General features: G+C 63.3%; 21 protein-coding genes. 11 read left to right on the forward strand and 10 right to left on the reverse strand.

Going from position 1 to position 19,850, the window contains the following annotated elements; translation table 11 throughout:
- Positions 1–35 precede the first annotated feature (35 nt).
- Positions 36–815, forward strand: coding sequence for an NIPSNAP family protein (locus ACFX5Q_RS28080; protein WP_404283176.1), 780 nt, complete (start codon positions 36–38; stop codon positions 813–815).
- Here the strand turns inward: ACFX5Q_RS28080 and ACFX5Q_RS28085 are convergent.
- Together ACFX5Q_RS28085 and choX are read right to left on the reverse strand one after the other, a co-directional pair.
- On the reverse strand, positions 786–1,637 hold the full coding sequence (locus tag ACFX5Q_RS28085; protein WP_404283177.1) for an alpha/beta fold hydrolase: 852 nt from the start codon (positions 1,635–1,637) through the stop codon (positions 786–788). The genes ACFX5Q_RS28080 and ACFX5Q_RS28085 overlap by 30 nt on opposite strands.
- On the reverse strand, positions 1,634–2,572 hold the full coding sequence (choX, locus tag ACFX5Q_RS28090; RefSeq protein ID WP_404283179.1) for a choline ABC transporter substrate-binding protein: 939 nt from the start codon (positions 2,570–2,572) through the stop codon (positions 1,634–1,636). Before choX ends, ACFX5Q_RS28085 begins: the two co-directional genes overlap by 4 nt.
- Before the next feature lie 71 nt (positions 2,573–2,643).
- Here choX and betI point away from each other — a divergent pair, with 71 nt between their 5' ends.
- Positions 2,644–3,294: a choline-responsive transcriptional repressor BetI gene (gene betI / locus ACFX5Q_RS28095; RefSeq protein ID WP_120015947.1), complete on the forward strand. Its 651-nt coding sequence runs from the start codon at positions 2,644–2,646 to the stop codon at positions 3,292–3,294.
- 85 nt (positions 3,295–3,379) lie between these two features.
- A complete protein-coding gene (locus ACFX5Q_RS28100; RefSeq protein WP_404283181.1) occupies positions 3,380–4,153 on the forward strand; it encodes an SDR family NAD(P)-dependent oxidoreductase in 774 nt (257 codons plus the stop codon).
- A gap of 59 nt (positions 4,154–4,212) precedes the next feature.
- On the opposite strand, the gene ACFX5Q_RS28105 is transcribed toward ACFX5Q_RS28100, so the two are convergent.
- The gene (locus ACFX5Q_RS28105) at positions 4,213–5,184 is read right to left on the reverse strand and encodes a LysR family transcriptional regulator (protein ID WP_404283182.1); all 972 of its coding nucleotides are present in this window, start codon (positions 5,182–5,184) and stop codon (positions 4,213–4,215) included.
- A 109-nt stretch (positions 5,185–5,293) separates the two neighbouring features.
- On the opposite strand from ACFX5Q_RS28105, the gene ACFX5Q_RS28110 reads away from it, so the two are divergent.
- The 4 genes from ACFX5Q_RS28110 to ACFX5Q_RS28125 all read left to right on the forward strand — a co-directional run bounded on the left by ACFX5Q_RS28110 (position 5,294) and on the right by ACFX5Q_RS28125 (position 8,543).
- Positions 5,294–5,773: a cupin domain-containing protein gene (locus ACFX5Q_RS28110; protein ID WP_404283184.1), complete on the forward strand. Its 480-nt coding sequence runs from the start codon at positions 5,294–5,296 to the stop codon at positions 5,771–5,773.
- A 274-nt stretch (positions 5,774–6,047) separates the two neighbouring features.
- Complete coding sequence (gene fumC, locus ACFX5Q_RS28115; RefSeq protein WP_404283185.1) at positions 6,048–7,445, forward strand: class II fumarate hydratase; 1,398 nt, start codon at positions 6,048–6,050, stop codon at positions 7,443–7,445.
- 114 nt (positions 7,446–7,559) lie between these two features.
- Positions 7,560–7,982, forward strand: coding sequence for a DoxX family protein (locus ACFX5Q_RS28120; RefSeq protein ID WP_404283187.1), 423 nt, complete (start codon positions 7,560–7,562; stop codon positions 7,980–7,982).
- Positions 7,983–8,120: 138 nt separating this feature from the next.
- Positions 8,121–8,543, forward strand: a complete 423-nt coding sequence (locus tag ACFX5Q_RS28125) for a DoxX family protein (RefSeq protein ID WP_404283189.1) — start codon at positions 8,121–8,123, stop codon at positions 8,541–8,543.
- 14 nt (positions 8,544–8,557) lie between these two features.
- Here ACFX5Q_RS28125 and ppx read toward each other — a convergent pair whose 3' ends face one another.
- Both ppx and ACFX5Q_RS28135 read right to left on the reverse strand, forming a co-directional pair.
- On the reverse strand, positions 8,558–10,090 hold the full coding sequence (ppx, locus tag ACFX5Q_RS28130; protein ID WP_404283191.1) for an exopolyphosphatase: 1,533 nt from the start codon (positions 10,088–10,090) through the stop codon (positions 8,558–8,560).
- The gene (locus ACFX5Q_RS28135; RefSeq protein ID WP_404283193.1) at positions 10,087–12,288 is read right to left on the reverse strand and encodes an RNA degradosome polyphosphate kinase; all 2,202 of its coding nucleotides are present in this window, start codon (positions 12,286–12,288) and stop codon (positions 10,087–10,089) included. Before ACFX5Q_RS28135 ends, ppx begins: the two co-directional genes overlap by 4 nt.
- A 168-nt stretch (positions 12,289–12,456) precedes the next feature.
- Here ACFX5Q_RS28135 and ACFX5Q_RS28140 point away from each other — a divergent pair, with 168 nt between their 5' ends.
- The 4 genes from ACFX5Q_RS28140 to ACFX5Q_RS28155 all read left to right on the forward strand — a co-directional run bounded on the left by ACFX5Q_RS28140 (position 12,457) and on the right by ACFX5Q_RS28155 (position 14,604).
- A complete protein-coding gene (locus ACFX5Q_RS28140; RefSeq protein ID WP_006200489.1) occupies positions 12,457–12,702 on the forward strand; it encodes a zinc-finger domain-containing protein in 246 nt (81 codons plus the stop codon).
- A 13-nt stretch (positions 12,703–12,715) separates the two neighbouring features.
- On the forward strand, positions 12,716–13,951 hold the full coding sequence (locus ACFX5Q_RS28145) for an FAD-dependent monooxygenase (protein WP_404283195.1): 1,236 nt from the start codon (positions 12,716–12,718) through the stop codon (positions 13,949–13,951).
- Positions 13,952–14,012: 61 nt separating this feature from the next.
- Positions 14,013–14,303 carry a BrnT family toxin gene (locus tag ACFX5Q_RS28150; protein ID WP_404283196.1) on the forward strand — a complete coding sequence of 97 codons (291 nt, stop codon included), beginning with the start codon at positions 14,013–14,015 and terminating at the stop codon, positions 14,301–14,303.
- Complete coding sequence (locus ACFX5Q_RS28155) at positions 14,281–14,604, forward strand: BrnA antitoxin family protein (RefSeq protein ID WP_404283198.1); 324 nt, start codon at positions 14,281–14,283, stop codon at positions 14,602–14,604. The genes ACFX5Q_RS28150 and ACFX5Q_RS28155 overlap by 23 nt, the downstream gene beginning before the upstream one ends.
- Positions 14,605–14,619: 15 nt before the next feature.
- Here the strand turns inward: ACFX5Q_RS28155 and ACFX5Q_RS28160 are convergent, their stop codons facing one another.
- From ACFX5Q_RS28160 to ACFX5Q_RS28180, 5 genes are all read right to left on the reverse strand, one after another.
- On the reverse strand, positions 14,620–15,288 hold the full coding sequence (locus tag ACFX5Q_RS28160; protein ID WP_404283199.1) for a TIGR02117 family protein: 669 nt from the start codon (positions 15,286–15,288) through the stop codon (positions 14,620–14,622).
- Positions 15,289–15,399: 111 nt separating this feature from the next.
- Positions 15,400–16,149, reverse strand: coding sequence for an amino acid ABC transporter ATP-binding protein (locus tag ACFX5Q_RS28165; RefSeq protein WP_192180127.1), 750 nt, complete (start codon positions 16,147–16,149; stop codon positions 15,400–15,402).
- Positions 16,150–16,224: 75 nt separating this feature from the next.
- Positions 16,225–17,382, reverse strand: coding sequence for an amino acid ABC transporter permease (locus ACFX5Q_RS28170; RefSeq protein WP_404283200.1), 1,158 nt, complete (start codon positions 17,380–17,382; stop codon positions 16,225–16,227).
- 4 nt (positions 17,383–17,386) lie between these two features.
- A complete protein-coding gene (locus tag ACFX5Q_RS28175) occupies positions 17,387–18,574 on the reverse strand; it encodes an amino acid ABC transporter permease (protein WP_404283201.1) in 1,188 nt (395 codons plus the stop codon).
- A 63-nt stretch (positions 18,575–18,637) separates the two neighbouring features.
- The gene (locus tag ACFX5Q_RS28180) at positions 18,638–19,666 is read right to left on the reverse strand and encodes an amino acid ABC transporter substrate-binding protein (protein WP_404283203.1); all 1,029 of its coding nucleotides are present in this window, start codon (positions 19,664–19,666) and stop codon (positions 18,638–18,640) included.
- Between the last annotated feature and the right edge of the window lie 184 nt (positions 19,667–19,850).

Raw genomic sequence — 19,850 nt, forward strand, 5'->3', positions numbered from 1 at the left:
AAACAGGACGATCATCCTGTTTTGGAGCGTGCGCGATGAAGCTGCCCCTGAAAGCCCCCGCGACAGCCGGCCTGCTCGCCTCGCCCGTGGTCGAATTGCGGCAGTACACGCTAAGACCCGGCCGGCGCGACACGCTGATCGATGTCTTCGACAGCCGTCTGATCGAGGGCCAGGAAGCGGCCGGCATGACCATCATCGGCCAGTTCCGCGACCTCGACCGGCCCGACATGTTCGTCTGGATGCGCGGCTTTGACGGCATGGATGCGCGGAAACAAGCTCTGACGACCTTTTATGACGGGCCGGTATGGGCCGTACACCGCGAAACCGCCAACGCCACGATGATCGATTCCGACGACGTGCTGCTGCTGAAACCGGCATGGCCGGGCGCCGGCTTCGACCTGTCGGGTTTGCGAAGAGCTGATGGGTCTGAGCAGGAAAAACCGAGCGATGACAGCCGCTTGAAGGCCATTGTTGCAATCAAGATACATCATTTGCAGCCTGGCACCGAGGCCGGCTTTGCCGAAAACTTCGAGGCCCGGGCCGTTCCGCTGATCGAGACGCTCGGCGCAAGGTTGCTCGGCACCTTCGTCACCGAGCACGCCGAAAACAGCTTTCCGCGCTTGCCTGTGCGATCAGGCGAAAACGTGTTCATCAGCGCCTTGGGATTCGACAGCGCCGACGCGCACGCAAATCATGAAGCGACACTGGCCGCTTCACCGATGTGGCGGACCTTCCACCGGGCAACGGGACCGAATCGCGCCAGACCGACGCAGACCCTGCGGCTTTCACCGACCTCGCAATCGCTGTTGAGCTAGCCCTGCCCTGAACTTGTCGGTGACGGCCGCGGCAACAAGCGCCGGATCCTCCCAGTGCGGATTATGGCCGCAGCCTTCGATGCGGATGAAGTCGGAACCCGGAAGACAGTGCCGCAGCGCTTGCTGATGCGCTTCGCCAAACAGCGGGTCGACTGCACCGGCGATGATCAGCGTTCGCACCTGTACAGCTCGCGCCGCGTCTGTCAGATTCGTGCGACGAATTTCTTCGAGGATCGCGCGCCAGCTCGCCACCGGCATTGTCGAGGCGTCTTTCGCCATGCCGGCGAGAAAGGGTTGGGGCACACCAGGCCGGCAGGCATGCCACCAGTCATAGAAAGGATCGGCCGGCGAGATCGGATCGCGCAGAGCCTGAACGCCGGCGACCAACGGATGATCCGGCGCGAAATCGGGCTTCAACGTGCCGGCCAGGACCACCAGCCCGCCGATGAGCTTCCTATGCCGCGCGGCCAGCGCGATAGCCACCATGGCACCAAGCGAATGGCCGACGAGGACCGGCCGATCGAGCCGCAACTGCCCGATCAGCCCGGCAATGTCGTCGGCGAAGCTGGCAGGCCGGAAGGCTCGCAATCCGGCCTGCGAAGCGCCGTGGCCACGCAAGTCCGGAATGATCAGCCGGCGTCCGGCAAGGTGCGGCGCCAGCAGCGAAAAGCTGCGGCTGGTGTCGGTGAAGCCATGGATCAGCAGCAAGGCCGGCTCGGCACCGGGGAATTCGACATAGGCCACAGAGAGGCCATCGACATCGGCCATTCGCTTGCGGCCTGCCCAGGCTTGCTGCTCGACCTCGAATTCGACGAAGCTCACAGGCCGAGCTTTTCCTTCACGGCAGCCAGGCCGGGCTTGCCGTCGAAAGTGGTGACGCCGGCGAGCCAGGCGTCGAGACGGCCCTTGTTCAGGGTGATCGCCTTCAGTCCGGCCTCTTCGGGCTTCATGCCGTCATTGATCAGATAGCCCATGCCGACATTCTCGAAGTCGACGTCGAAGGCGAGATTCCTCAGCAGCTGCGCGGCATTCGGGCACTGTTCGAGATAGCCCTTGCGCACCTGCGTGGTGACCGTCGCCGCGCCAAGGTTTGGGCCGTAGAACTTGTCGCCGCCGGTCAGGTACTTGAAGTCGTACATGGTGTTCATCGGATGCGGGGCCCAGCCCTGGAAGACGATGAACTGCTTTTCCTTTATCTCGTAGCCGACCTCGGACAGCATGCCGGCTTCGCTCGACTCGACGACCTGCCAGCCATCGAGGCCGAGCGACGGATCGGCGATGGCGTCCATCATCAGCTGGTTCGAGCCGGGCTCGATGCCATACATCTTCTTTCCGAACTTGTCGGCGAACTTGTGCAGGTCGGCAAAATCCTTGACGCCGGCGTCCCAGACATAGGTCGGGACGGCGAAGGTGTATTTGGCCCCTTCCAGATTGACGCGCACGTCCTCGACCGAACCGTCCTTCTTGTAGGGTTCGTAGTAGGTGACCATGGCCGGGTTCCAGTAACCCAGGAACAGGTCGAGATCGTTGTTCTTCATCCCTTCGTAGATGACGTTGATGCCCAGCACCGAGCTCTGCGGCTGATAGCCGAGCGCACCGAAAAGAACATTGGCGACACCAGTGGTGAAGGCCAGATCGTTCCATCCAGGTTCGGCCATGCGGACCGCTCTGCACTGCTCGGCCTCGGCCGCTCGAGCCGCATGAGAAGCCAGCGCCAGTGCGGCCAGGCAGACCCCGGTTGCCAGAGTGCGATGCATGCGACGTCTCCTTTTGTCCGTTCGGACTAATAATTGCCCCATGGGTCAATTCTTGATCTCAACGGATAAGGATGTCAATCTGTAATCGCGAACAGGTGGATTCTCCGGTGAAGCTCAGCCGCATCAGCGATATCAGGCGCAGGGAATTGCGGCAGGCGGCGTTCGCGGTGCTGGAACGTGAAGGCATAGCCGGCGCGACGCTGGAAAAGGTGGCGGCCCAAGCCGGTGCCTCGAAAGGCATCGTGCTGCATTATTTCCGCAACAAGCAGGAGTTGTTCGAGCACGCGATGCGCGAGGCGAACGCAGTCCTATGCCACGCAGTGATCGCGCGGCTTCGGCGGGCACGGACGCCGATGGAGCGCCTAGATGCGGTTATCGAAGGCAATTTCGAGGAGCATCTGTTCCTGCCACCTCTCTGCCACGCCTGGCTTTCGCTCTGCGCGGAGGTGCCGCGCGACGACAAGCTCGCCCGCATTCAGAAGGTCATACATGCACGCATGCGCTCGAACCTGTTGTCCGGTCTGCGCGGTCTTGCATCGTCCGTAGAGGCCGACGATATCGCGCTTGGCGTCACCGCGCTGATCGACGGGCTGTGGCTGCGGCTCGGCCTGCAGCCGGGCAGCGTCTCGCGCGAACAGGCGATCCGTCAGGTGAAAGAATATGTTGCGGGGCGGCTCGCCATGCGACGGCCCGCGGCCGTCGGGCTGGCCTCGGCCGGATAAAGTTCATACTGCGGGATAGGCTCTTGGGTTGACCGCCCAAGCCGTTCGGCATGCTCTTTGCCAATGGCACAAGCAGGAGCATCCCATGAGACTTCACGGCAAACGGGCGCTGGTCACCGGCGGTTCGGACGGGATCGGCCTGGCGATCTCTGAGGCATTCGCACGCGAGGGCGCCGATGTTCTGATCGTCGGCCGCGACGCCGGCAAGCTTGAGGCGGCGCGCCAGACGCTGATTGCCTCAAGCAAGGACGGCTCGACGGTCGAAACCCTGTCGGCCGACCTTTCGACCTCAGCCGGCATCGATGCGGTGGCCGCGCATGTGAAACAGGGGCGGCCGCTCGACGTCCTCGTCAACAATGCTGGCGTCGCCTTCCTGGTGCCCTTCGATAGCGTTACAGAAGAGCAATTCCAGCAATCCTTCGCACTCAATGTGACGGCGGCGTTCTTCCTGACACAGCGGCTATTGCCGCATCTCACTGCTGCCGCCTCCGTCATCAACATCTCGTCCTACTTCGCCAGCAAGATGATCCCGAAGCGACCGTCGAGCCTGTACTCGCTGTCCAAAGGCGCTCTCAACTCATTGACAAAGTCGCTGGCCTTCGAGCTCGGCCCGCGCGGCATCCGCGTCAATGCGATCGCGCCTGGCACGGTCGATACCGCCATGCGACGCAAATCGATCGTCAACCTGCCGGCGGAAGCGCAGGCAGAACTGAAAGCCTATGTCGAGCGCAGCTATCCGCTCGGCCGCATCGGCCAGACCAGCGATCTCGCCGGCATCGCCGTGTATCTGGCCAGCGACGAGGCGGCGTGGACCAGCGGCGGGATTTTCGCGATCGACGGCGGCTATACGGCGGGGTGAGTATTTGTTCTTGCGCAATTCCGGACGGAAAGCCGCCACACACTTTTGCTGGAATTGCTTTAGCCCTGCGAACCTGTGCTTTCGGCACCCTCGAAGTCACGGAATCCAAGAGCCTCGACGGTTTCCAGAATCCGGCTGCGGATCCAGCGGTGAGGCTCCTCATCATCGTGACGGGCGTGCCAGTACATTCTCACCGCAGGTGAAGGAATGGGAAACGGCGCTTCATAGACGGCGATCGGCAGCGACTTCGCCGCCACCACCGCGAACTGCCTTGGAATCGCGGCCAGGTAGAGCCCGTGGGCTACCGCCAGCGCGACAGCTTGGAAGTGCGGCAGCGCCAGACTGACGCGGCGTGTCCGTCCGATCTTGTCCAGCGCCTCGTCGGTAAATCCCGACATCGAGCCATCGATGGAGCGGATGGCGTGCGGCAGTTGGCAGAAGAGGTCGATCGGCAGGCGCTCGCCCTCGGCGATCCCCGCCTGCCTGATCGCGGCATTGTCCTTCGCGGCGATGATGGCGAAGGGCGAGCCGAAGAGAGGCGTACTGGAGACCCAGTCGGAAACCTCCAGCGGGCGTTCCAGAGCCACGTCGATCTGATCCTCCTGGAGCAGCCTGGAGACATCACCGCTTGCGCTGTCCAGAAAGCGGAACGACACGCCGGGCGCCACGGCCGCGATGCGCGCCGCCAGCGGCGGCATCAAAAGCATGGAGAAGAAATCCGCGCCCATGAAGGTGAAGGTTCGCTCCAGCCCGGCCGGATCGAAGTCTTTCGCCGGCTGGAAGACGCGTTCGATCTCGCGCAGCGCCACGCGAACCGGCTCCGCCAGGCTTTCGGCGCGCGGCGTCGGCACCATCTCGTTGCCGCGCCGCACGAAAAGTTGGTCGTTGAGGGCATGGCGCAGGCGGTTGAGCGCCGCGCTGACGGCAGGCTGGCTGAGGCCGATCTGCTCACCGGCGCGCGTCACGCTTCTCTCGCGCAAAAGCGCGTCCAGCACCCTGACGAGGTTGAGATCGAGCGCGTTCAAATTCATCCCATCAATTCGCCCCATACGATCATTCGATTTCCGTCGCCTGCCCATCCTTGGTTAGGTCGCTGCCGACGCCGCTCCGTCGGCACCGCCAGCACAAGGGGAAGCTGTCATGACAATGATCAACCGGACCATCGCAGGCAAGGAACTCTTCTGGTTCAACAACACGCTCGTCGCCATCCAGATTTCGTCCGCCGAGGGCGAGGACGGACTCTGCGTCGTCGAGCATCTCAAGCCTTACGGCGAGTCCCCGCCGCTGCATGTGCATCGGCATGAGGATGAGGTGTTTCACATCCTGGAAGGAAGGCTGCGCTTCGTCGTCGACGGCCGCGAGCGGATTGCCGTCGCCGGCGAGACCGTGATCGCGCCGAAAGGCCTGCCGCACACGTTCAGGGTCGAATCCCCGGAAGGTGCACGTACCCTCACCATCACGCGCGGCTCCGATTTCGAAACGATGCTGCGCCAGGCCAGCCGTCCCGCCGAACGGCCGGACCTGCCGCCGGCATCGGAGCCTACGCCAGAGATGATCGAGGCCCTGACGCGGATCTGCGCGAAGAACGGCATCGATATTGTCGGTCCGCCATTGGGGTGAGAGGCATTCTTTACCTTCTCCCCCTGTGGGAGAAGGTGGATCGGCGCGCAGCGCCGAGACGGTTGAGGGGTGTTGGACGGATCGCTGTCGACGCCAAGCTGGAGCACCCCTCATCCGACCTCGCTTCGCGAGGCCACCTTCTCCCACAAGGGGAGAAGGAAGATAGCGCCCACGCCTTCAACCGATTTGCATCGCCACCGCCCGCAATCTCCGCTTGAAGCGATTTGTGCAACGCGATACGCCGTTGCCGAATTTCGAGAACCGGAGACCTCCAGTGAGCGCTGAGAAGACCAGAACCGAAACCGATACGTTCGGTCCCATCGAGGTCGCCGCTGACCGTTACTGGGGCGCGCAGGCGCAACGTTCGCTCGGCAATTTCAAGATAGGCTGGGAAAAGCAGCCGGCTTCGATCGTCCGCGCCTTGGGCATCGTCAAGCGGGCGGCGGCCGAAGCCAACATGGATTTGAAGCGGCTCGACCCGGCGATCGGCAAGGCGATCATCGAAGCGGCGCAAGAGGTTATCGACGGCAAGCTCAACGACCACTTCCCGCTGGTGGTGTGGCAGACCGGCTCGGGCACGCAGTCCAACATGAACGCCAATGAGGTGATCTCCAACCGGGCGATCGAACTTCTGGGCGGCACTATGGGCTCGAAGAAGCCGGTGCATCCGAACGACCACGTCAATATGAGCCAGTCGTCGAACGACACCTATCCGACGGCCATGCATATCGCCTGCGCCGAGCGCATCGTCCACGATCTGCTGCCGGCGCTGAAACACCTGCATGCAGCGCTCGAGGCCAAGACCAAGGCGTTCTCCCACATCATCAAGATCGGCCGCACGCACACGCAGGACGCGACGCCGCTGACGCTGGGCCAGGAATTCTCGGGCTATGCGGCGCAGGTCGCCTCGTCGATCAAGCGCATCGAGATGACGCTGCCCGGCCTGCAGGAACTGGCGCAAGGCGGCACCGCCGTCGGCACCGGCCTCAACGCCCCGGTCGGCTTCGCTGAGAAGGTGGCGGAGCGCATCGCCGCCATCACCGACATCGGCTTCGTCACCGCGCCGAACAAGTTCGAGGCACTCGCCGCCCACGATTCCATGGTGTTCTCGCACGGCGCCATCAACGCGGCGGCCGCGGCGCTGTTCAAGATCGCCAACGACATCCGATTCCTCGGCTCCGGTCCGCGTTCCGGCCTCGGCGAACTGTCGTTACCGGAAAACGAGCCGGGCTCCTCGATCATGCCGGGCAAGGTCAACCCGACCCAGTGCGAGGCGCTGACGCAGGTCTGCGTCCAGGTGTTCGGCAATAATGCCGCACTCACCTTCGCCGGCAGCCAGGGCCATTTCGAACTCAACGTCTACAATCCGCTGATGGCCTACAATTTCCTGCAGTCGGTGCAGCTGCTCGCCGATGCCTCGGTCTCCTTCACCGACAATTGTGTGGTCGGCATCGAGGCACGTGAGGACAACATCAAGGCAGCGCTTGACCGCTCGCTGATGCTGGTGACGGCGCTCGCGCCCACCATCGGCTACGACAATGCCGCCAAGATCGCCAAGACCGCGCACAAGAAGGGCACCACGCTCCGCGAGGAAGCCCTGGCCACCGGGCTGGTCAGCGAGGCCGACTATGACCGGCTGGTGCGGCCTGAGGACATGACGCATCCGGGGTAAGTTAGTATCACCGATGTAACCTTGTGAACGATCTGTCGCCAGATCGACATCTTTGGTGAACAGTTGGGCTGCTCTATCTGGAGGGGCATCATCCCAAGCCCCTGGAGAGTCACCATGTCCATCAACACTTCCGCCGCCGGTTCCGGCGCTGCTTCCAACGCCTCTACCTCGATCCTGCTTGGCCGCGCTCTGCTTGCGGCAATCTTCCTCCTGTCCGGTTTCGGCAAGCTGACCGCGATCGCCGGCACCGCCGGCTATTTCGGCAGCCTCGGCCTGCCGCTGCCGACCGTAACCGCCATTGTCGTCGGCCTCATCGAATTGCTCGGCGGCCTCGCCATCCTCGTTGGTTTCCAGACCCGGATCGTCGCCTGGGTGCTGGCGGTCTTCACGGTCGCCACCGGGCTGGTCGCCCATATGAATTGGGCCGACCAGATGCAGATGATCAGCTTCTTGAAGAATCTGGCGATTGCCGGCGGCTTCATTGCGCTGGCTTCCTCGGGCGCCGGCGCCTATTCGGTCGACGCCAAGCGCGGCTGAACCACCTACCGGATACATGACAGAAGCGGCGCGGAATTTTCCGCGCCGCTTTTTCGTTGTCGATCCAGGCGCCCGGATTACCGATTCCTGCTAGGATCGGGAAGTCGGGATAGTCGGCCGACGACGACGGAGGTCTCCATGCCCCGCAACGCGCTGCTTCTCTTGTCCAGGCTGTTGCTCGCCGCTTTGCTCGTGCCCTCCGGTTTCCAGGCGCTGGCCAACATTTCCGGCACGACAGACTATTTCGCAGGTCTCGGCCTGCCGCTGCCGATGCTCGCCGCCTGGGGAACCGGCCTGTTCGAACTGATCGCCGGGCTTTTGATCCTGGTCGGCTTCCAGACGCGGATCGCGGCGCTGCTGCTCGCCGCCTTCTGCATCGCCGCCGGCTTCATCGGTCATTACGGCCAGGGCGCCGACGACGCGACGCTTGCCTTCCTGCACCAGCAGATGCTGATGAAGGACATTGCGATTGCTGGCGGCTTCCTGGCGCTGGCGATGGCCGGCGCCGGCGCCTGGGCGATCGACGGAAGGAGCTTCGGGATCGGCGCTGACGCCACCTGATTCTATCTGACGGGCTATTTCACCGAAACGCTGGGGCCGCCTTCGACCGCCAGCACCAGCCGGCGTCCGGTGACCCTTGCCAGTTGCGCCAGGCGCCCGGCCGGCCGCTCGCCGTAGAGGTCGGCGAGCGCGGCCGGCAACACCAGCGCCAGCCCGCCATTGGGGCGGGGTTCCCATTTCAGCCTGGGCATGACGCCCGGCATCGCCGCCGTCAGCAGGTAGACGACACGCAGCATCGCCGCCAGGGAGCGGGCGCGCTCGAGATAGCGCGCCGTCGCCAGCCCGCGGATTTCCGGGACCGCTTCGTTGAACACGCCCTCGTGGCGGAACAGGCCGACCAGCGCCAGGAAGGCGCGGCCAGGATGGTCGACGCCGATGAAGGAGGCGTGGGCAATGATGTTGAGCGACTGCTTGCCGCGATATTCGGGGTGAGCGCGCCAGCCGATATCGGCCAGCAGGCAGGCCGCCTGGCGATAGCGCGCCTCGTCCTCGGTTTCGTCGATGCCGAAGGCGGCGAAGGCCTTGCCGGTCCATTCGACCAGCTCATGCGCGTGGGTGACCGAGCGCGAGCGCAGCCGGGCAAGTTCCTCGGCCGCCGAGATCAGCGGATCGGCTTTCTTCTCGGCCTCGTCCAGCAGCGAATAGAGAAACCCCTCGCGCACGCCGAGCGCCGAGACGACGATCTTCGAGGGTTGCATCGCCGCCATGATCTCCTGCAGCACGACGGCGCCATAGGGCAGCAGCGAGCGGCGGTTCTTGGACACGCCCTCGATGCCCTTGACCTTCTCGATCTCGGCTTTCGTCACCTGCTTGAGGAAGTTCTGGGCACTGTCGGCGCTGATCTCGTAGTGATGCATGACGCCGAGCGGATAGTTGGTCATCTCCATGTGCAGCCGGGCCAGGTTTCGCCAGGTGCCGCCGACGGCATAGAAGGCCCTGCCCTGCCCACCCTTGAGCAGCTTTGCCCGTGCCAGGTGCTCGCGCGCGATCTTTGCTGCCTGGGCTAGCGAGTTCTTCGCCATGTCCTGCAGGCGCAGGCCGCCGAGCGGCAGCGTGATGCCGTCGCCGATCGCCTCGCCATTGATGTCGATCAGCTCCAGGCTGCCGCCGCCAAGGTCGCCGGCAACGCCATTGGCCGGATGGAAGCCGCAGATGACGCCAAGTGCGGAATAATGCGCCTCCTGGCGGCCGGAGAGCACCCGGATCTCGGTTTTCAGCACGTCCTCGGCGCGGTGGATGAAGTCGGGGCCGTTCACCGCCTCGCGGGCGGCGGCGGTCGCCAGCACATACATGTGCTCGGCGCCGGCCTGGTTCGACAGCGCGCGAAAGCGGCGGAACTCCTCCATCGAGCGGGTGACCGCCTCGGGGTCGAGCTTGCCGGTCGAAACGATGCCGCGGCCGAGGCCGGCCAGCATCTTTTCGTTGAACAGCAAGGTCGGCGAGCGCGCCAGCCCCTCATAGACGACAAGACGGATCGAGTTCGATCCGATGTCGATGATGGACAGCGGTCGGCGATCCTGGAGCCGGCCCTGGGATGTTGAAATCATCCGCCGGTCGCTGCGTTCTTCTTGCGGCGCTTGAACTGTGCGATGCGCTTGGGCGCGTGCGACTTCAGCGCGTCACCCCGTCCGGAAAGGCTCGGATTGGTCATGAAATATTCCTGCGCGTTGAACGGTTCCTCGCCCTCCTCTAGCACGACGCGCCGGGAGGTTCCGTCAGCCAATACGTCGAAACTTTGCTGGTTGTCCATGATGTTGCCCAGCATGATCTGGCCAAGCACCTGTTCATGCACAGTTGGATTGGTGATCGGCACCATGGTCTCGACGCGGCGGTCGAGATTGCGCGGCATCAGGTCGGCCGAGGAGATGTAGAGGATCGCCCCGTCCGAGGGCAGGCCATGGCCGTTGCCAAAGCAGTAGATGCGGCTGTGTTCGAGGAAGCGGCCGACGATCGATTTTACCCTGATGTTCTCGGACAGGCCGGGCACCTGCGGCCGCAGGCAGCAGATGCCGCGCACGACCAGATCGATCTCCACGCCGGCACGGCTGGCGTCGTAGAGCGCGTCGATGATGATCGGGTCGACGAGCGAATTCATCTTCATCCAGATGCGGGCCGGACGGCCCTCCAGCGCATGCTGAACCTCGTCCGAGATGTGCTTCAGGATGCGCTTGCGCAGCGTGAAGGGCGAGATCGCCAGCCGCATCTCCTCGGCGGGTTCGGCATAGCCGGTGATGAAATTGAACAGCTGGGCGACGTCGCGGGCGATCGTCGGGTCGGTGGTGAAGAAGGACAGGTCGGTGTAGATGCGCGCGGTGACCGGGTGGTAGTTGCCGGTGCCGAGATGCACGTAGTTGCGCAGCTTGCCGTCCTCGCGCCGCACCACCAGCGACATTTTCGCGTGGGTCTTCAGCTCGAGGAAGCCGAACACCACCTGGACGCCGGCGCGCTCGAGATCGCGGGCCCAGCGGATATTGGCTTCCTCGTCGAAGCGCGCCTTCAGCTCGACAAGTGCGGTCACCGACTTGCCGGCCTCGGCGGCATCGACCAGCGCGCGCACGATCGGGCTGTCGTTGGAGGTGCGGTAGAGCGTCTGCTTGATCGCCACCACTTCCGGATCGGCCATCGCCTGGCGCAGGAACTGCACCACCACGTCGAAGGATTCGTAAGGGTGGTGGACGACGATATCCTTCTCACGGATGGCGGCGAAACAGTCGCCGCCATGTTCGCGGATGCGCTCGGGAAAGCGCGGATTGTAGGGCATGAATTTGAGGTCATCGCGGGCGACGGCGACAATCTCCGAGATCTGGCTGAGCGCCAGCGGACCGGTCAAGACGCTGATGCGGCTCGACGAGACGCCAAGTTCGCCGGCGACGAAGTCGCGCAACTCCGGCGGCATCAGCATGTCGAACTCGATGCGGATGACCGAGCCGCGGCGGCGGCGCTTCAGCGCCGTCTCGAACAGGCGCACCAGATCCTCGGACTCCTCCTCGACCTCGATATCGCTGTCTCGGATGATGCGGAACGTGCCGGAGCCCTTGACCTCATAGCCGGGGAACAGCTTGCCAATATAGAGACCGACCGCCTCTTCCAGCGGGATGAAACGGACATGGTTCTTGCGGTCCGGCAGGCGGATGAAGCGCTTCAGCGCCACCGGCAGGCGCAGCAGCGCGCTCATCTCCTCGCCATTCTTGCGGTGGCGCAATTGCAGCGCCATCGAGAAGCCGAGATTGGGTATGAACGGGAACGGGTGCGCCGGGTCGATCGATAGCGGGGTGAGCACCGGAAACACCTGGTCCTGGAAATGCTCTTCCAGCCAGGTCCTCTCGTCCTTGGTCAGCCCATCGCGGGTGATGCTCTCGATGCCTTCCTTGTTGAGCAAGAGCATAAGCGCCGAAAGGCTATTCTGCTGGTCCTCCTGCAGGCGCTCGACCTCGCGCAGCAGTTGTTCCAGCTGCTGCTCAGGCGTGCGGCCGTCAGGGCTCTTCAGCGCGATGCCCTCGCGCACCTGACCGGCAAGGCCGGCGACGCGGACCATGAAGAACTCGTCGAGATTGGCGGCCGAGATCGACAGGAAGCGGACCCGCTCGAGCAGCGGATGATGCGCGTTCAGCGATTCCTCGAGGACGCGCCGGTTGAACTGCAGCCAGGAGAACTCGCGGTTGACGAAACGATCCGGGTTGCCGCTCTGGGGGCTGGCCTTTTCCACGGTGGTGAATTCGCTCTGTACCGGCTTCAGTTCGTTCATTGTTCCTGCTCTTCCCGTGCCAGGTTCCGCCTGGCCGCAAAATGCTCAAGCCGGTTAACCGGCTTAACTTATCCTCTGACAGGCTTTTGCGACAGTTTCATTTCATCGATCTTGCAAACAGACGGGTTATGATCCAGATGCAGACGAGACCGAGTTAAGGAGACGACGATGGCAGGCGGTTCCATTCCCCATTTCCAGAACGATGCGGGTCATCCGGCGATCGACATCGGGGTCCGGGAATTCATGTGCACCGGCGCCAACCCGCCCTTCGACCATCCGCATGTGTTCCTCGACATGGGCGACGACAATGAAAAGGTCTGCCCCTATTGCTCGACGCTCTATCGCTATTCGCCAAAGCTGAAGGCAACGGAAACGCAGCCCGCCGGCTGCCTCTATATCGACCAGGCCGCCTGATCCTCTCGCCACCATGAGCGACGCGCGGTCCCGGCAAATTGTCATCGCCGGGGCTGGCATCGCCGGGCTGACCGCAGCCTTTGCCTTTGCTGAACGCGGCTATCCGGTAAAACTGTTCGAACAAGCCCAGCAGCTCGAAGCGACCGGCGCCGGCATCCAGCTTTCCCCCAACGCAACACGCATCCTGCGCCAACTCGGCGTGCTTGACCGGCTCTCGCCGCACGCGGTGCGGCCGGAAGCGGTCGTGCTGAAGGATGCCGCGACGCTACGCGAACTGGCCCGCATACCGCTCGGGCAGGCAGCCGAAAGCCGCTGGGGTGCCCCCTACCTCGTCGCCCATCGCGCCGACCTGCAAGCCGCGCTGACGGCGCAGGTGGCGGAACGGCCGGGGATCGTGCTCGTCACCGGCGCCCGCGTCAGCGACGTCGCCACCGGACCGCACGGCATCGCCGTGACGGCCCAGGCCGACGGCAAGACAGTCGACGCCGAAGGATCGCTGCTGGTCGGCGCCGACGGCGTCTGGTCGCAGGTTCGGGAGCGGTTCCCGGACCACAAGGCGATTTCCCGTAAAAGCCGGTTTTCGGGCGAACTGGCCTGGCGCGCCACGGTGCCGGCCGACAGTGTCGCCGGAAAGGCCTTTGCCGCAGTGGGCGCAACGAACTCAGTCACCACCTTCCTGCATCCCGGTTTCCACCTGGTCGCCTATCCGGTCAGCCGCGGTACTGCCTTCAACCTCGCCGCCTTCACCAAAGGCGAGCGCATCGCCGAGGCGTGGTCGGGCCATGCCGATCCCCGCATCCTCACCGAGGCCATGCACGGCACCGCGCCCGCACTTGCCCGCCTGGCCGAGGAAGCCGGCCCGTGGATGGCCTGGCCGATCCATACGGTCGACCCGAAGCAGCCTTGGACGGCGCCGGACGGCATCGCGCTGATCGGCGACGCCGCGCATGCGATGACACCCTTCGCGGCGCAGGGCGCGGCGATGGCGATCGAGGACGCCGCGACACTGGCCGACCTCATGGCCGCCTCCCCTGCCGACCTGGCCGGAAGTCTTCAAATCTGGGAAGGCCTGCGACGGTCGCGCGTCGCCAAGGCCGCACGTCGCGGCGCCGTCAACCGCCTTGCCTGGCACGCTGCTGGCCCGGTGGCGTTGGCGCGCAACCTGTTCCTGAAGATGCGGGCGCCGGAGAAACTCGCCGCTGATTTGGACTGGCTCTATGGGTGGGAAGCGCCGGAAGCTAGTGTGTGAGGGTTCATTCTTGACGTAGTGGGATTTTGTAACTACATTTTTGTAGGATGCGAGGTAGGGATTGCGATTTGAGTGGGACCTCGAAAAGGCAAAATCCAACTTGCGCAAGCATGGCGTAAGCTTCGAATTGGCCACTCGTGTTTTTCTCGACCCTCTGGCGTTGACAGTTCAGGACCGGGTGGAGGGAGCCGAATACCGGTGGCAGACCATCGGCGTTGTCGATGGGACATTTGTGCTGTTGGTCGCACATGCAGACCGGGAGGAAGATGGGATCGAGGTGATCCGCATCATTTCGGCCCGACAAGCGACACCTTCGGAGAAAAGACACTATGGGCAAAATCGTGCGACATGAACTGGACCCGGCAAATCCGCCTCCTCTAACTGAGGCTCAGAAAGCGGAGATCGCGGCTTTGAAGGCGCGGCCGGAGGACGATGTTGATACAAGCGACATTCCCGAGTTGACTGAAGAGTTCTGGCAGAACGCCGTCCGAAATCCGTATTTCAAGCCGATCAAGCAACAACTGACGCTTCGTCTCGATTCCGATCTCGTTGCCTGGTTCAAAAGGCGCGCACCGGATGGTCGCGGCTATCAAAGTGCGATCAACAAGGCGCTACGCGACTATGTAACGAAACAGGACCGCAAGACCGGCTAATCCGCCGAGCCATCATCAATTGTAAAACCGCATCGATAGCCCCAGCGAGGCTGGCAGCGGGTTCCACCAGCCGGTGCGCAGGCCGGCGGTGCGCAAGGCTGCCGCCGTCCAGGTGTTGCAGCCGACCAGCGCGTTGAAATGGCCGTTGGCCTCGTAGAATCGATCGAAGCGGGAATAGGCGGCATTCTCGACGACGACCGGGCCGTTCGGCCCCTGCTGGAAGCTCGCCGCGATGAAATCGAGCAGCGCGGAAAAACGCTCCTCGCCGATGTCGAAGCCGGCGACGTCAGGATGCGGCTCGACGATGGCGCCAGCGACATCGACATGCATCACCGCGGCGTCCAGCGTCAGCGCCTTGAGCACCGGCACCGCCTTCAGCTGGGACCAGGTCGGCGTCTCCAGATAGAAGGCGCGGCCGCCCCAACCGAAGACGATGTAGCGCACCTCCGGAGCGTCGGCCGGAATGCCGGCATCGGCCAGGAAACGGAAGCGCTGGCGCACATCGTCGTCGACCGGAATGGCGATATCGGTGTGGATCGGGTTGTTCAGCACCAATATGTGGCGCGTGCCGGCGGGCGCGGCGGCGGCCGCTCTCCACAGCGGCCGCGGCACCAGCGTGCCAAGCGCGGCGGAAAGCACAACCGCGGCAACCAACATGGCCAGAAAGCGCAGGAGTTTTCTCATCAGGCTCTGCAGTCCCGTCGCGTTTCAACGCAGGCGATCATTACCTGACCGCCAAAACGCAAAAAGCCCGGCCGCGATGCGGCCGGGCCCTCTCGATCTGTGTCGGATCGGTCAGTGCAGGATCTGCGACAGGAACAGTTTCGTGCGCTCATGGCGCGGATGGTCGAAGAACTCGGCCGGCGTGTTCTGCTCGACGATCTGGCCCTGGTCCATGAAGATCACCCGGTTGGCGACCTTGCGGGCAAAGCCCATCTCGTGGGTGACGCACAGCATGGTCATGCCTTCTTCGGCCAAGCCCACCATCGTCTCCAGCACTTCCTTGATCATCTCCGGATCGAGCGCCGAGGTCGGCTCGTCGAACAGCATGATGCGCGGGTTCATGCACAGCGAGCGCGCGATCGCCACGCGCTGCTGCTGGCCGCCGGAAAGCTGGCCCGGATATTTGTGGGCCTGTTCCGGGATCTTGACGCGCTTGAGGAAGTGCATGGCGATTTCCTCGGCCTGCTTCTTCGGCGTCTTGCGCACCCAGATCGGCGCCAGCGTGCAGTTTTCCAGGATGGTCAGGTGCGGGAACAGGTTGAAATGCTGGAACACCATACCGACCTCGCGGCGCACCTCGTCGATCTTCTTGAGATCGTTGGTGAGTTCCTTGCCGTCGACGATGATCTTGCCCTTCTGGTGCTCCTCCAGCCGGTTGATGCAGCGGATCATGGTCGACTTGCCGGAGCCGGACGGACCGCAGATGACGATGCGCTCGCCGCGCATCACCTTGAGGTTGATGTCCTTCAGCACATGGAATTCGCCGTACCATTTGTGCATGCCGATGATGTCGATGGCGACATCGGTGGTCGAGATATGCATCTTGGCGGCGTTGACCTTGATTTCTTCCGCGCTGACGGCGTTTTCAGTGGCCATGGCAATTCCCCTTTTTTGTTCTTAGCGTTTGTGGCCGGTGTCGAGCCGGCGTTCCGTGAACATTGAATAGCGCGACATGCCGAAGCAGAACAGCCAGAAGACGAAGGCAGCGAAGATCAGGCCGGACCTGGCCGTCTGCGGCGTTGCCCAGTTGGCATCGGAGAAGTTCAGCTTGACGACGCCGAGCAGGTCGAACATGCCGATAATGTAGACAAGGCTGGTGTCCTTGAACATGCCGATGAAGGTGTTGACGATACCGGGAATGACCAGCTTCAGCGCCTGCGGCAACACGATCAGGCCCATCTTCTGCCAGTAACCGAGGCCGAGCGAATCGGCACCCTCATACTGGCCCTTGGGGATGGCTTGCAGGCCGCCGCGCACCACTTCGGCCATGTAGGCAGCGGCGAACAGCGACACACCGATCAGCGCGCGCAGGAGCTTGTCGAAGGTGACGCCGGCCGGCAGGAACAGCGGCAGCATGACGCTGGCCATGAACAGAACGGTGATCAGCGGGATGCCGCGCACGGTCTCGATGAAGACCACGCACAGCGCCTTGACGATCGGCATCTTCGAGCGCCTGCCGAGCGCCAGCACGATGCCGATCGGCAGCGACGCGGCAATGCCGACGAAGGACAGGCTGAGCGTCACCAGCAGGCCGCCCCACAGCGGAGTTTCGACATGCGGCAGGCCGAACATGCCGCCGACCAGCAGGATGAAGGCAAGGATCGGCATCGCCAGGAAGAACAGAATGGCGTTCAACCCCTTGCGCGGTACCTTCGGGATGAGCAGCGGCACCAGCAACACCACGAACAGGATGGCGACCAGGATCGGCCGCCAGCGCTCCTCGATCGGATAGCGGCCGAACATGAACTGGCCGAACTTGGCATTGACGAAGGCCCAGCAGGCACCGGACCAGCCGTCCGGCTGGATGCCGCCCTGCGCCACCGTGGCACAGAATGTGCGGTCAGCGCCGGTCCACTGTGCGTTGAGGAAGGCCCAGTTGATGACTTGCGGTAGGATCATCACCACCAGCGCGATGCCGATGATGGTCAGGATGGCATCGCCAACCGAACCGATCAGGTTCTTGCGCACCCAGGCGCCAGGACCGCGCACGCCGGCTGGCGCCTGCTGCGCCAATGCCATTTCGGTGCGAACCCAGGAGGTGTCGTGTTCCTGCATGGCCCTACCTCTCCACCAGCGCCATTCTGGCGTTGACCACGTTCATGACCGCCGAGGTCAGCAGGCTGAGCACGAGATAGACAACCATCATGATCAGCACGCATTCGATCGCCTGGCCGGTCTGGTTCAGCACGGTGCCGGCTGTCGCCGTCAAATCGGGATAGCCGATGGCGATGGCCAGCGAGGAGTTCTTGGTCAGGTTGAGATACTGGCTGGTCAGCGGCGGGATGATGATGCGCATCGCCTGTGGAACGACGACCAGCCGCAGGATCGATCCCGGCCGCAAGCCGAGCGCTCCGGCTGCCTCGGTCTGGCCCTTGCTGACGCCCACAATGCCGGCGCGCACGATCTCGGCAATAAAGGCCGCCGTATAGCAGGACAGCGCCAGATAGAGCGACAGGAACTCCGGCTTGACCTGGAAGCCACCGGTCAGGTTGAAGGTCGATTGCTTCGGAAAATCAAACGTCAGCGGGAAGCCGCTCAGCGCGTAGGCGAGCAGCGGCAGGCCGACGATCAGCGCCAGCGATGTCCAGAACACCGGGAATTGCTGGCCGGTGGCCATTTGCCGCTGACGCGCCTTGCGGGCGACGAACCACGCCATGGCAATGCCGACAAGCAAAGCGACGAAGATCAACCAGGAGCCGTCGCCCCAGACGGCGCGCGGAAAATAGAAACCGCGCTGGTTGAGGAAGGAGCCGAAAGGCAGGTTGATGCTCTCGCGCGGTATGGGAAGCACGGCAAGCACGCCGGAATACCAGAAGAAGATGACCAGCAGCGGCGGTATGTTGCGGAAGATTTCGACATAGACCATGCAGATCTTGCGGATCAGCCAGTTGCGCGACAGCCGGCCGATGCCGAGGATGAAGCCGATGAGGGTCGCGGTGACGATACCGGCGCCGGCAACAATAAGGGTATTGATGAAGCCGACGACGATGGCGCGGCCATAGGTCGAATCCGACGAATAAGCGATCGCGGTGTCAGAAATGTCGAAGCCGGCGCGCCCCCTGAGGAAGCCGAACCCCGATGCAATGTGAAGCCGCGCCAGATTGTCGACGGTGTTTTGGACAATCCACCAGACGCCCGCCCCCAGCAAGACGACAACCAAGACCTGGAAGAATATGCTGCGGACCTTTGGATCATTTACGAAGGAAGCCCGACTTGGCTCCTCGCGAAGAATTTCCTGCGATGCCATGCGACCGTCCCCTGGAAAGAGAAACCGGAAGGCAGAGGATCTGCCTCCCGGATCACATTTCGATCAGCGGATCGGCGGAGCGTATTGCAGGCCGCCCTTGGTCCACAGCGCGTTGATGCCGCGCGCGATCTTGAGCGGGCTGCCCGAGCCGACATTGCGCTCGAACATTTCGCCGTAATTGCCCACTGCCTTGACTATATTCACGACCCAGTCGTTGGAGACGCCGAGATCGGTGCCGATCTTGGTGTCGGCCTCCTGGCCGAGCACGCGCTTGATCTCGGGATTGTCGGAGGCCTTCATCTCCTCGACATTGGCCTTGGTGATGCCGAGTTCCTCTGCCTGCAGGAGCGCGAAATAGGTCCACTTGACGATGTGGTACCACTGATCGTCGCCCTGGCGCACGGCCGGTCCGAGCGGCTCCTTGGAGATGATCTCGGGCAGCACGACATGGTCGGCGGGTGCGCCGAGCGTCAGGCGGATGCCATAGAGGCCCGACTGGTCGGTGGTGTAGACGTCGCAACGGCCGGCGTCATAGGCGGCGTTGACCTCTTCCAGCTTCTCGAAGACGACCGGGTTGTACTCCATCTTGTTCGACTTGAAATAGTCGGCAAGGTTGAGCTCGGTGGTGGTGCCGCTCTGCACGCAGACGGCGGCACCCGAAAGCTGCAGCGCCGAATTCACGCCCGGCAGCTTCTTGGCGTTGATCATGAAACCCTGGCCGTCATAATAGGTGACGCCGATGAAGTTCAGGCCGAGTGCGGTGTCGCGATTGATGGTCCAGGTGGTGTTGCGCGACAGGATGTCGACTTCGCCCGACTGCAGCGCGGTGAAGCGTTCCTTGGCGCTGAGCGGCGTGAACTTGACCTTGGTGCCATCACCGAAGACAGCCCCGGCGACGGCGCGGCAGAAGTCCGCGTCGATGCCTTGCCAGTCACCCTTGTCGTCGGGTGCCGAGAAGCCGGCAAGGCCGGTCGACACGCCGCACTGGATGAAGCCCTTTTGCTTGACGGTGTCGAGCGTGCCGGCCGAAGCGGCCGATGCCGTCAATCCAAGCGCGGCGGCGCCGAGAAGGCCGATTGCAATGTGTTTCATAACCCACAGACCCTTTTCTCTGTTTTTCAGGCAAACCCTGATCTTTTTCCCGTGTGAACGCAGCTCCCATTCCGGCCCACTACCGGAACCCCGCATCGCAACCGACGCGCTGCCTCCCATTCACGAAGTGCATCGAAGGCGATTATTCCTGTGAGGTCAAGGGAAATGACCGAATTCGAATGCG

The organism is Mesorhizobium sp. IMUNJ 23033 (genome assembly GCF_044778005.1).
In the GTDB taxonomy this organism is placed as follows: domain Bacteria; phylum Pseudomonadota; class Alphaproteobacteria; order Rhizobiales; family Rhizobiaceae; genus Mesorhizobium; species Mesorhizobium amorphae_A.